Raw genomic sequence first — 13,133 nt, forward strand, 5'->3', positions numbered from 1 at the left:
CAAAAATTGAATACTTTACATTTACTGGATTCCGGAGCACAATAATGAGCGAGCGCTCACTCATTATCGTGTTGGAGAGCACTCTGTAACACCATTCAGTATCCCAGACTATTCAGAATCGAGGAGATGAATATGGGTTCGGAATTTCCAGTCATTTCAGTGAGCCGTGTCAGCAAAGCCTTTGGAGACAAACAGGTTCTCGAGGATATTTCGCTTCAAGTCGAACGTGCAGAAACCTTCGGTATACTAGGCCCATCTGGCTCCGGAAAAACAACGCTAGTGAAGCTGTTAACAGGTATCGATGTAGTGACCTCAGGCGAGGTAAAGGTGCTTGGAGTCACCATGCCTAAGCTATCCATCCTGCAGCAAATTGGATACATGGCTCAATCCGATGCCCTATATACGGAACTCAGCGCAAAAGAAAATCTGGAGTTCTTCGCTGCGCTATATGGACTTAAAGGTGCGGAGCGCGGCAAACGTATCAAAGCTGTTATGGAACTGGTGGACCTACAAGAGCATCTGCGCAAAAGAGTAGATCAATACTCTGGCGGAATGAAACGCCGCCTATCCCTGGCGATTGCTCTGCTCCATGAGCCTCCGCTGCTTATTCTTGATGAACCTACCGTTGGCATCGATCCTGTACTGCGTTTATCTATATGGAAAGAATTAAAAGCGCTGAACCAGAAAGGTACCACGATTGTATTAACTACGCATGTCATGGACGAAGCAGAGAAATGTGATCGCCTCGGAATGATACGTGATGGCAAGCTGCTTGCCGCCGACACACCTGCTGGACTACTTCAAGCCACTGGCTCAACTTCTATTGAAGAAGCCTTTCTATATTATGGAGGTGTCCGTTCATGAGAATCCGAGCGATCACCTTACGGATTTTGCGACAATTTATTCATGATAAAAGAACGATGGCCTTAATGTTTATCGCACCGCTCCTCGTTCTAAGCTTAATGAGCTTGGTATTTAACAGTGATGCCTATGAGCCAACAATCGGAATATCCGAAGTGCCATTAAGTATCTCAGCTGCGTTAAAAGAACAAAAGGTCACAATCCAAGATTACGCCAGCGCAGAGTTAGGAAAAGACGCTCTAGTAGAAGGAAAGATTGACGCTTTGATTACTTTGGACGGAAAGTCCGGAGAATCACTAGGCATGCCCCAAGTGTTGTTAGAAGGCAGCAATCCAACGGCCAACAAGGCGGTAATTATGACGCTTCAACAGCTATCTCAGAAGCTTCTTCCTAGTACAGAGACACCATTGCAATTACAGCCCCAGATCAGCTACCTATACGGTTCTGAGAATATGAAGACGATCGACCGCTTCGGTCCGATTATGATTGGTGTATTTGTTTTCTTTTTCGTATTCCTGATTGCCGGTGTTTCTTTCCTGCGAGAGCGGACTACAGGCACCCTTGAACGTTTGCTTTCCACTCCTTTAAAAAGATGGGAGATTGTACTCGGGTATGTATGTGGTTTCGGCATTTTCACCGTATTCCAAGCGCTGTTGATCTCATGGTTCTCCATTCAGATTCTTGGCATTATGATGACAGGAAGCTTTGGTTACGTAATGCTGATCACCTTACTCCTGTCGATGACAGCTTTGACACTGGGCACGTTACTATCTGCTTTTGCAGCTAACGAGCTACAGATGATTCAATTCATTCCACTCATTATCGTGCCACAAGTTTTCCTCAGCGGACTGTTCCCACTCGACACCCTACCACTGTGGCTACAGCGCATCGGCTACGCAACCCCGATTTATTATGGATCAGAAGCGCTTATGAACATCATGATCCGTGGCAAAGGATGGAACTCCATCGCTTTGGATGTCTATGTGCTGATCGGATTCTCACTACTGTTCATGATTCTGAATGTATTGGCGCTGCGCAAACACCGGAAAATGTAGCCTCACTAAGATCTTTCATCGGTTAAACGGAATGAACCAAGTTTGGAGGATAAATGTAATGAAAGAACATGATTCTGCGGATCAAAATATAGAAGAGCAGTGGATTGAAGAGCTGCTGGCCAGAAGTGAAGACGATAATCTGACACCGAAGCAGATTTCCATTTTGCATGCGGCGATTGAGGTGTTTTCCGAAAAAGGATACGCTGCTACAGCGACTAGTGTGATTGCTCAAAAGGCAGGCGTAGCAGAGGGAACGATTTTCCGATATTACAAAACCAAAAAAGATTTACTCCTGTCCATCGTAGCTCCCACCATGAGTCGTATGCTCGCCCCTTTTGTGCTACGAAATTTCAATGGGGTACTTGACGTACCCTTTGACAGTTTTGAAGAATTCCTGCGATCATTCATCAGTAATCGGTTGGAGTTTGCCCGCAAGAATTATAAAATTCTAAAGATCCTAATTCAGGAGATCCCTTTCCAGCCAAAGCTCAAAGAGCAATTCACGGAGAATATTCTGAGTAAAGTGCTGGAACGTTTCATCGAAATTGTTGAACATTTCAAGGCAAAAGGCGAAGTCATTGAATTACCTGCACCCGCTATTCTACGCTTCACTATTTCATCCGTTGTAGGGTATGTGATTAATCGCCTGCTTCTACAGCCAGAGAAGGACTGGAACGACGAAGAAGAGATTAACCTGACGATCCATTTTATTATGCATGGGATTGGTAGAGCCGCGGCTCCTATTTGATGCGCACGCCCGTTCTGTTATCATAAGAACTATATAATAATCGGACTTTTCGAAGAACAAGTTACGAGGAAGGAATTATGTTATGGGCTTTAGTGTAACAGAACGGGTAATTAAGCTGCTGTGCGGCAAGTCTATTTTTGAAAAAGGATTGGCTTATCACCAGTCTGGAAGCGTCGATATCCTTGATATTGAAGAACGAAATGAATCCATACCAGATCTGCCCAGATCTCGTTATGAAGCGCTCGTTCAAGGGGGCATTGGCTACGAAGTCATGGTTGTCATTGATATCGATGGTGATGTATCGGCAGAGTGTACTTGTCCCGCTTACTCACATGGGGGGCCTTTCTGCAAACATATCGCTGCTGTATTGATCAGCATTGATGCCCTTGAGTCTACCGGAGAACAAGAGGAGCCTTCCGGGGCTTCCCGTCTTTCTTCTATAGAAGATACTGGGGTCTTAACCCCACGTATTGTTACGGATTCTACGCGAGACATAGGAGGAAATTCCAGAGATCAGCATCTGGTGAGCAGCCTGTTAGGCATGTTCAGCAACCATAAACCGCGTCCGAGTGGTACTGGAGCTTTTGTGGACAATAGAATCCCATTAAATGTAGAGTTCATCTGCAAGCCATTCACTTACAGCTACACCGCTACCATGCTGGGGATAGAAATAAAAGTCGGCTTGAAACGTCTATATGTCGTTCATAAAACAAGAGGTTTTCTGGAACGCATTCACCGTGGAGAAACCTTCGAGTTCTCTAAGCATTTCATCTATGATCCTGCCATTCACAGCTTTCGGAAGGAAGATAACATCGTTCTTCAGAAGCTGATTGAAATTGTCTTAAATGAAAAAATGTATCGTGACAACGTCACTAACTACTCTCCATATGGTGGTAACCTGGGAGGAGATCGCCTGCTGGCTGTCCCTCCTTTTTTCTGGGAGACGCTTCAGCCTGCGCTTTCAGAGGTTTCATCGGTTTATCTGCAACAAGGAGAGATACTACACGAAGGCATTCATATGTCTAATGAAGCACCGCCTCTTAGCTTTGCATTCGAGCAAGCCGAAGGCGAAGGATACCATCTGGATATTCAAGGACTGGAGCAGATCTCAGTTCTGGAAGACTATGGACTCGTGCTGTCTGAAGGGAAGCTGTTGAAGCTATCCCCTCAGGAATGCATGCGCCTATCTGAGATGAAGAAAATGCTGGAATCTTCCCGGCGAGATGGCATCGATATCGCACCTGAGCAAATGGAGCCTTTTATGGACAAGGTTATTCCTGGACTGAAAAAACTGGGCAACGTGCATATCGCCGACTCCATTGCTGATCGAATTGTACAACACAAGCTTACAGCGAGGCTTTATCTGGACCGTGTGAGAGATAGACTACTCGCAGGGTTAGAGTTTCAGTATGGTGACATCATTATCAATCCTTTAGACGAAAATGCCCATATTCGCGGTACGAACTTGATTCTTATTCGCGACGGCGAAGGAGAGGCCCGAATTCTGGAGCTAATGGGGCATGAATCCTTCGCCAAAACCGAAGGCGGGTATATTATGACGGATGAGGAAGGTGAGTACGATTTTTTGTACCATACGATTCCGTTGCTTGAGCCACTGCTAACGGTCTATGCGACCACCGCTGTCAAAGATAGATTGTTCACGGGGACCACGCCACCAAAGGTGAGCATTAGTTGGAATGAGAAAACCGACTGGCTTGATTTTAAATTCGACATGGGTGGTATTCCCGAATCTGAGATTGTGATGGTCTTGAAATCACTTCAGGATAAACGTAAATACTACCGCTTGCCCGAAGGGGCGTTGCTGCCGCTGGAAAGTGAGGAGCTTCAAGAAATCATCACCTTTATGAACGAAATGGGTATTCGGGAAGGTGAGATCAAAGGTGCCGCATTTTCTCTGCCGATTGTACGTGGTTTACATTTGACCTCCGCAGACGAGAAAAGTGACTCCGTTAAGCTTGGCAGATCTTTTAGGCGGCTACTGGCGAATATGCACAACCCTGAGAACCTTGATTTTCCTATACCAGAAAGTCTAGTTCCTGTGCTTCGGGATTATCAGCAGTATGGATTTCAGTGGCTGAAAACATTGGCCCATTACCGTTTTGGCGGTATTTTGGCGGATGATATGGGTCTTGGAAAAACGTTGCAGAGTATCGCTTTTCTGCTCTCTGAGCTTCCAAATATTCGTCAGAGTGGTCTGCCGGCTCTTATTGTCGCTCCGGCGTCTCTTACCTACAACTGGCTTAATGAACTCAAAAAATTTACGCCTGAAATCAAGGCTGTTATTGCAGATGGAAGTTTAACGGAACGCGGTCGAATTTTAAAAAATGCAGCAAAGGCTGATGTAATCATCACCTCTTACCCGCTGCTTCGCAGAGATGTACAGTTGTATGCTAAGAAATCTTTTCATACCCTAATTCTCGATGAAGCACAAACTATAAAGAACCATACAACACAAACCGCTCAAGCTGTGATGGCTCTTCAGGCCCGGCATCGTTTTGCACTTACTGGGACTCCTGTGGAGAATGCGCTGGAAGATCTTTGGTCCATCTTCGGCACTGTATTCCCTGGGCTGTTTCCAGGCAAGAAGGCTTTCCACGATGTACCGCGAGATGTTATTGCTAAACGGGCACGTCCCTTTTTGCTGCGGCGCTTAAAGAGTGATGTGTTAAAGGAGCTTCCTGAGAAAATCGAGTCCCTTCAAGCCTGTGAGCTACTGCCTGAGCAGAAGAAGTTATATGTCGCTTATCTCGCCCGTTTGAAAAAAGAGGCGCTTAAGCATCTTACACAAGATAGCTTTGGCAATAATAATCGGATTAAAATCCTTGCGGGACTCACCCGTCTGCGCCAGCTGTGCTGCCACCCGGCTCTTTTTGTGGATGGGTATGAAGGAGGCTCCGCCAAGTTCGAGCAGCTCCTTGAAATCATCGAGGAATGCCGCAGCTCAGGTAAACGAATGCTAGTATTCTCCCAGTTCACAGAAATGCTTGGCCTAATTGGACGGGAGCTTGGATATCAAGGCATTCCATATTTTTATCTAGACGGTCAAACGCCTGTGTCACAGCGGGTAGATTTATGTAATAAATTTAATGAAGGAGAGCGGGATATTTTCCTGATCTCTTTAAAGGCTGGCGGAACCGGACTCAACTTAACAGGGGCTGACACTGTAATCTTATACGATCTGTGGTGGAACCCTGCCGTCGAACAGCAAGCTGCAGATCGGGCTCACCGAATCGGGCAGAAAAAAGTAGTGCAAGTCATTCGGCTCGTCACCCAAGGCACTGTGGAGGACAAGATGTATGAGCTACAACAGAAGAAAAGGAACTTGATCGATGAGGTAATTCAGCCAGGTCAGGAAGGGTTATCTACTCTGACAGAACAAGACATCCGAGAAATTCTGATGATCTAGGTATAATGATGTTTGGAGAAAAAAAGGGATATCCTTCAGCCAAATGGCTTTTGGGATATCCCTTTTTCTGTAGTAAATACGTCATAATCATCATCAGATTATGCGATTGTAACTCCTGCACTAGCGTAACCTGCAACGGTTGCTGCAACATCAAGGCCAGCCGTTACCGTTGAAGTAAAGACCAACAACAAGCGCTCTCCCACAGTTACAGGAATGCTCAAACCTGTGGTATTCCCACTGCTAATAGATCCAAGAGAAATTAATCCTGTAAGAGCAGGACTTAATGTAACTAAAGCCCCAGGTACTGCTGTGAAGGTATTGTTAGGTGTAGTAGATCTGTATAATTGAGCCGTGATTGTTACTGTAGAACCAACTAAACTAACGGAAGCTGTCGTACTGAAATAGGCTGCTATAGAAGTAAGCGTTCCAGTTCGAGGAACTGAGAACGCAAAGTTCAGCAAGGTTCCAGCTGCTCCTGTAAGATCTATAGTGCCACCTGTAATAGCGATATTTGTGGCAGTGCTACCAAAACCAATCGCACTTGAAGTATTCAAAAGACCTCCCAATACTGTGGTCATAACAGCTGGCAGACCAGAAGCATATGGAATAATGGCTCCTGAACCCGTAGCTCCTGTTGCTCCTGTTACGCCTGCAATTCCGGTCGCTCCTGTTGCGCCTGCGACTCCGGTCGCTCCTGTTACGCCTGCGACTCCGGTTGCTCCTGTTACGCCTGCGCTTCCGGTTGCTCCTGTTACACCTGCGCTTCCGGTCGCTCCTGTTGTACCTGCGCTTCCGGTTGCTCCTGTTGCGCCTGCGCTTCCGGTCGCTCCTGTTACACCTGCGACTCCTGTTGCTCCTGTTGCTCCTGCACTTCCGGTTGCTCCTGTTGCGCCTGCGCTTCCGGTTGCTCCTGTTGCGCCTGCACTTCCAGTTGCTCCTGTTGCGCCTGCATTTCCGGTCGCTCCTGTTGCTCCTGTATTTCCGATCGCTCCCGTTGCGCCTGCACTTCCGGTTGCTCCTGTTGCGCCTGCACTTCCGGTTGCTCCTGTTGCGCCTGCACTTCCCGTCGCCCCCGTATCTCCTGTGGCACCGGTTTCTCCGGTAGCTCCTGTATAACCTATATATTCACTATACAATTCAGAGTATACAAGCCGATGGGCAGTCACTAATTGGCCTGTACTGCTTTTTCCCCAAACCGAGACTTGAATTGGATCGTCTATCTGAGCTGATGTTGTGAATAAAAATTCGAATGAATCAAAATCTGCATAATAATCTTTCGTTAGCACTTGATTAGGACCCACAGTATGAAGTTCACTAACATATAGTGTTCTTGTACCGTTCATATAGTAGCCTTCGATTTGAATCATAGCCGCAGAAACATCGCTCTGATTAACAAGCTTAATAGTAACCAGCTGGGTGGGTCTTTCTCCGCCTACCAGATTGTTTTCTATAGGTCCAGTAGATAAATAACTCAAGTTATCAACTCCTTTTATTTTTAAATAGATTGCCTACAAAAAGATTGTCCTACAAAAACTCTAAATAGTTGCGTTACTATAAACATTCCTCCGATCTACTCTAAATTCGCTATCAATGAGCCTATTATATTTTTCAGTTGGAAATTTCCGGCTCTTAATAGTAATATTCTTATCTTGATTTAAGGTGTGGACATCCATCAAAAGCTACTACTATACATATTAAATACTTATAAAAACTCTGAAAATCTATCATCATTTAATTAGCTGTAGATCTTAGGAGCATTATTCTGTTCTCCCCATAACATGTCCCTTTAACAAAACAGAGGATAGCTCAGGAACCTTACTTACGCTCCAGAGTATCCCCTCTTTTTACCATCAAACTATGTGATTAAATTAAGTCAATTCATGAACAGACCAAACGATACCCGCTGTGTTAGCGCCGCCCAAATCCAAAGGAACCGTCAAGCCATTTGACACATAGAACAAACCAATAACATCACCTGCTGTCAGTGCAAATTCACCAGCCAACGTTACAGTCCCGCTTCCCAAAATAGCTCTCAAAGTTAGAATAAGCGCAACATTCACATCCAACACTGGAAATAATCCACTAACCAGATTTGTTGTCGTTGGAGAAGTTCTCTGAACTACGAAAGCGGGATTGATCGCACTGCCGAGACTAATTGAGATTGAGGCAGTTGTGGAATAATTGATAGTAGCTTCAATTGAATATCTGCCGGTTGTCGGAATGGTATAATTGCCCCCAACTTCGTCGAAAGTCGGGCTATCATAAAATGGTGTTGTTACAGTCCAACCTGTTATTTGTGAGGATGTAGAGACCGACAATGAAGATTTAAATGCCGAAAATCCCTCTTGTTGAATATTCGGACCCGTGACTCCTGTTGCTCCTGTTACTCCATCTACTCCTGTTGCTCCTGTTGCTCCTGTTACTCCGTCTGCTCCAGTCACTCCAGTTGCTCCGGTTGCTCCGGTTGCTCCGTCTGCTCCGGTAACTCCAGTCGCTCCTGTTACTCCATCTACTCCTGTCGCTCCTGTCGCTCCATCTACTCCGGTTGCTCCGGTAACTCCAGTCGCTCCTGTTACTCCATCTACTCCTGTTGCTCCTGTCGCTCCAGTTACTCCGTCTGCTCCCGTTGCTCCATCTACTCCGGTTGCTCCGGTAACTCCAGTCGCTCCTGTTACTCCATCTACTCCTGTTGCTCCTGTTGCTCCTGTCGCTCCAGTTACTCCGTCTGCTCCCGTTGCTCCAGTCACTCCGTCTGCTCCTGTCGCTCCATCTGCTCCTGTTGCACCTGTTACTCCGTCTGCTCCAGTCACTCCAGTTGCTCCGGTTGCTCCGGTAACTCCAGTCGCTCCTGTTACTCCATCTGCTCCTGTCGCTCCAGTCACTCCGTCTGCTCCCGTTGCTCCAGTCACTCCGTCTGCTCCTGTCGCTCCATCTGCTCCTGTTGCACCTGTTACTCCGTCTGCTCCAGTCACTCCAGTTGCTCCATCTACTCCGGTTGCTCCGGTCACTCCAGTCGCACCAGTCGCACCAGTGACACCGTCTGCTCCATCAGCTCCTGTTGCTCCAGTTGCTCCGTCTGCTCCTGTTACTCCCGTTGCTCCAGTCACTCCGTCTGCTCCGGTCACTCCAGTCGCACCAGTCGCACCAGTGACACCGTCTGCTCCATCAGCTCCTGTTGCTCCAGTTGCTCCGTCTGCTCCTGTTACTCCAGTTGCTCCAGTCACTCCGTCTGCTCCAGTCACTCCAGTCGCACCAGTTGCACCAGTCGCTCCAGTCGCTCCGTCTGCTCCATCAGCTCCCGTTGCTCCAGTCACTCCGTCTGCTCCAGTCACTCCAGTCGCACCAGTCGCACCAGTCACACCAGTCACTCCATCTGCTCCCGTTGCTCCAGTCACTCCGTCTGCTCCCGTTGCTCCTGTCACTCCGTCCGCTCCCGTTGCTCCAGTCGCTCCGTCTGCTCCTGTTGCTCCTGTCACTCCGTCGGCTCCTGTTGCTCCCGTTGCTCCAGTCACTCCATCTGCTCCTGTTACTCCAGTCACTCCGTCTGCTCCTGTTGCTCCAGTCACTCCGTCTGCTCCCGTTGCTCCTGTCACTCCGTCGGCTCCTGTTGCTCCCGTTGCTCCAGTCACTCCAGTTGCACCAGTCGCTCCATCAGCTCCTGTTACTCCGTCTGCTCCTGTTGCTCCAGTCACTCCGTCTGCTCCCGTTGCTCCAGTCACTCCGTCCGCACCTGTTGCACCTGTCACCCCATCTGCACCTGTCGCACCTGTTACTCCGTCTGCTCCCGTTGCTCCAGTCGCTCCGTCTGCTCCTGTCGCACCTGTCACTCCGTCTGCTCCCGTTGCTCCAGTCGCTCCGTCTGCCCCTGTCGCTCCAGTTACTCCAACTGTTGCACCGAGTAATTCAGAATGAACAAGTCGGTGAGCAGTCACGATTTGACCTATACTATTTTTTCCCCATACTGAAATTTGAATAGGATCATCTACCAGGCTTAAAGTCGTAAAAATAAATTCAAACGCATCAAAATCCGCATAATAGTCCTTAGTTATAACTTGATCAGGTATAACGTTAACATGCTCACTAACATATAAAGTTCTTGTCCCATTCATATAATATCCTTGGACGAGAACCGTAGAAGAAATAACGTCGCTTCGGTTATCAATTTTGATCGTAACATGTTGAGTAGGTCGTATACCTCCCACCATCGTATTATCAATCGGCCCGGTAGATAAATTGCTCAATTTCTCAACACTCCTTTAGATTATTGCTGAATATTTTTCCCACGCTGCTATTCGATGAGGATCTACTAATTGCCCCGAAGCCTGTTTTCCCCATACCGAAATCCCTACCTCTGCTTCAACCTCGTCTACTGTTGCAAACACAAATTCAAAGGCATCTAAATCAGCAAAATAGTTCCTAGTCAGAACTTGGTTAGGTGCGAGATTTAGCATTTCATTCACGTACATTGTTCTTGATCCATTTAATAAAAAGCCTTGAATGACCAAATTATATGGATTAAGAGAATCACGGTTAACTACTTTTACTGTTACGATTTGAGTCTGTCTAACTCCCAGAATTGGAGAATTATCTATAGGTCCAGTTGAATATAAAGCCATCTTTATTCACTCCTCTCTTCTGCTACAGTTTGAAAGAAAAAAAACTATAAAACTAGTAACATGGTTCATAATTAATAGCTCTATATAGTAATATTCTGTATTTAAAGTTAATGTGTGGACATTTAAGCAAAGGAATTGTCACTCAAAAAAAGACAACCTTCTATTCTTTGAATTTATAATCTACTAATCGAACAATCTAATACTCAAACATCTTCTAGATTTCACTGAGTAACACACCCTATTGCTTTTTTCGAAATATTCGTTATACTGATAAAAATTATTCAAGCATCGATGAGTGGGAGAGTAGTTAACGTGTTCTAGTCCTCAGCGAGCCGGGTAAGTGTAAGCCGGCACAGATCACCTAATGAAGCGCACCCGTGAGATGGACTTCTGAACCCAAGTAGGAAGCCCCGGCTGAAGACCGTTATCCTGTAAGGTGGCTAAACGTCTGTTTAGCAACGAGAGTGGTACCGCGAGCGCTTAAGCCCTCGTCTCTTTTGAGACGAGGGCTTTTTTGTATTTTCAAAGGAGGGTATAACATGTTAAAGCAAGTCATCAAAAACAGCATTGAAGAAAGTGTAAAAAAAGTGTTCCACAGCTTAGAAATTTCCTACCCTAAGGATGTTGCTATTCTAATCGAACAGCCAGCGAATCTGGAGCATGGTGATTATTCCTGCAATATTGCTATGCAACTAGCTAAAACCCTGCGCAAATCTCCTCTCGTCATAGCCGAATTAGTAAAAAAAGAAATTGAACTACAAGAGAGTTACACAGGTCTTTTACAAAAAGTCGAAGTAGCTGCTCCTGGTTTCATTAATTTGTATATCGATTGGCAGGTGTGGGCTAAACATTCCTTTGATCTACCTGACAGCGCAGGGGAAAAGGTCATCATCGAGCACACTTCCATCAATCCCAATAAAGCTGCTCATGTAGGTCACCTGAGAAATGCTTGCATTGGCGATACGCTAGTCAGAATAATGAAAAGAACCGGATATAATGTTGAGGTCCATAACTACGTTGATGATCTGGGCAACCAGCTGGCTGATACAGTTGTAGGTTTATTAAATGTACCTTTGGAAGGAGATCATCAACGCTTCGGTGATTATTCCTGGGATCTTTATGCCAAAGTGAACAAAGAATATGCACGGAATCCAGAGATGACACACAAGCGCACGGATATGCTGCATGCGCTTGAACAGGGTGACGGCAATGAGGCGTGGCTGGGCAATCTTGTCGCTGAACGTATCGTGAGAGAACATGTAGCGGAAATGAAGCGTTTCGGTATTCACTATGACCTGCTGGTATGGGAGAGTAATATTTTAAAAGAGGGATTCTGGACAGCCGCATCTGAGCGATTGAAGCAAACGGCAGTTTTTGTACAGGAGACTGAAGGTAAGCTTGCGGGATGCTGGGTGCTAAAGCAAGGGACAGACGTAAACAATGAAACGGATTCCGAGGATCATCAGATGGATAAGGTGCTTGTGCGTTCGAATGGTATTTTGACGTATACAGCCAAAGACATTGCTTATCATCTCTGGAAATTCGGTCTACTAACCAAGGATTTCACCTATAGTGAATTCTCATCCGGCTTATGGACCACAGGATTAACTGGAACCCAAGAGTCTTATGGACATGCAGACCGTGTCATTAACGTGATTGATTATAGACAGGAATATCCGCAACAAATGGTTAAGCAGGCTTTAAGCGCACTAGGTTATAACGATCAGGCAGATAAGCTCCATCATGTAAGTTACGGTGTTGTTTCTCTTAGTCCGGTCTCGGCTGCTGAGCTGGGAATAGATATTTCAGAAGGAAAATCTTCTTATGCCATGTCCGGACGCCAAGGAATTGGCGTTAAGGTGAGCGATTTAGTGAAGCTTATGGAACAGAACATAGAACATTCGCGCTCCGATAAAGAGGGACTTTCCAGCCACATCATTGCAGCTGCTGCCATTCGTTATTATCTGCTGCGGTTCAATCTGGGAACGGAAATCGTGTTTGATTTCAAACAAGCTACAGAAATATCCGGGAATACCGGCGTTTATTTGATGTACACCTATGCTCGTGCCAGCAGTGTTTTGAGCAAATCTACAATCCCATTCAGCACAAACGCCTCAGTACTTCAATTCCCTATCGAAATGGAAAAAGCAGAGCTTGCTCTGCTGAGACAGCTTAGCCTCTGGCAGGAGACATTGTATTCTGCCAGTGTAGAATTGACGCCGAACATACTCTGTACTTACGCGCATACGTTAGCCACACTCTTCAATAACTTCTATTCTTTATGTCCGATTTTAAAAGGTGAGGCAGGTACCATTGCCTTTCGTCTCTGGCTCACTTCGAGATTTAAGGACACTTTAGGGGATGTACTTGAAGTGCTTGGGTTACCGACACCGAGCCGTATGTAGCACAAAAAAGGGCAATCTCCA

Annotated in this window: 8 protein-coding genes and 1 other annotated feature; of the genes, 5 read left to right on the forward strand and 3 right to left on the reverse strand. The window is 46.2% G+C overall.

Translation table 11 applies throughout. The annotated features are described in order from the left end of the window. Positions 1-132: 132 nt before the first annotated feature. The 4 genes from NST74_RS23695 to NST74_RS23710 all read left to right on the forward strand — a co-directional run bounded on the left by NST74_RS23695 (position 133) and on the right by NST74_RS23710 (position 6,091). Entirely contained in the window at positions 133-864 is a 732-nt protein-coding gene (locus tag NST74_RS23695) for an ABC transporter ATP-binding protein (protein ID WP_445668154.1), read from the forward strand. Then, a complete protein-coding gene (locus NST74_RS23700; RefSeq protein ID WP_341114727.1) occupies positions 861-1,916 on the forward strand; it encodes an ABC transporter permease in 1,056 nt (351 codons plus the stop codon). Before NST74_RS23695 ends, NST74_RS23700 begins: the two co-directional genes overlap by 4 nt. A gap of 58 nt (positions 1,917-1,974) precedes the next feature. Continuing rightward, positions 1,975-2,664, forward strand: coding sequence for a TetR/AcrR family transcriptional regulator (locus NST74_RS23705; protein WP_341114728.1), 690 nt, complete (start codon positions 1,975-1,977; stop codon positions 2,662-2,664). 82 nt (positions 2,665-2,746) lie between these two features. Next, complete coding sequence (locus tag NST74_RS23710; protein ID WP_341114729.1) at positions 2,747-6,091, forward strand: DEAD/DEAH box helicase; 3,345 nt, start codon at positions 2,747-2,749, stop codon at positions 6,089-6,091. Between the two features lie 98 nt (positions 6,092-6,189). Here NST74_RS23710 and NST74_RS23715 read toward each other — a convergent pair whose 3' ends face one another. From NST74_RS23715 to NST74_RS23725, 3 genes are all read right to left on the reverse strand, one after another. After that, positions 6,190-7,566 carry an exosporium glycoprotein BclB-related protein gene (locus NST74_RS23715; protein WP_341114730.1) on the reverse strand — a complete coding sequence of 459 codons (1,377 nt, stop codon included), beginning with the start codon at positions 7,564-7,566 and terminating at the stop codon, positions 6,190-6,192. A gap of 393 nt (positions 7,567-7,959) precedes the next feature. Then, positions 7,960-10,332, reverse strand: a complete 2,373-nt coding sequence (locus NST74_RS23720) for a beta strand repeat-containing protein (RefSeq protein ID WP_341114732.1) — start codon at positions 10,330-10,332, stop codon at positions 7,960-7,962. Positions 10,333-10,347: 15 nt separating this feature from the next. Next, positions 10,348-10,707 (reverse strand): hypothetical protein, encoded by a 360-nt coding sequence (locus NST74_RS23725; RefSeq protein WP_341114734.1) that lies wholly within the window; start codon positions 10,705-10,707, stop codon positions 10,348-10,350. A gap of 282 nt (positions 10,708-10,989) precedes the next feature. Next, positions 10,990-11,206 (forward strand) — a binding site (T-box leader). Between the two features lie 40 nt (positions 11,207-11,246). On the opposite strand from NST74_RS23725, the gene NST74_RS23730 reads away from it, so the two are divergent. Further along, positions 11,247-13,112: an arginine--tRNA ligase gene (locus NST74_RS23730; protein ID WP_341114735.1), complete on the forward strand. Its 1,866-nt coding sequence runs from the start codon at positions 11,247-11,249 to the stop codon at positions 13,110-13,112. Positions 13,113-13,133: the final 21 nt, after the last annotated feature.

Source organism: Paenibacillus sp. FSL F4-0125 (genome assembly GCF_038008565.1).
GTDB lineage: Bacteria > Bacillota > Bacilli > Paenibacillales > Paenibacillaceae > Paenibacillus_AQ.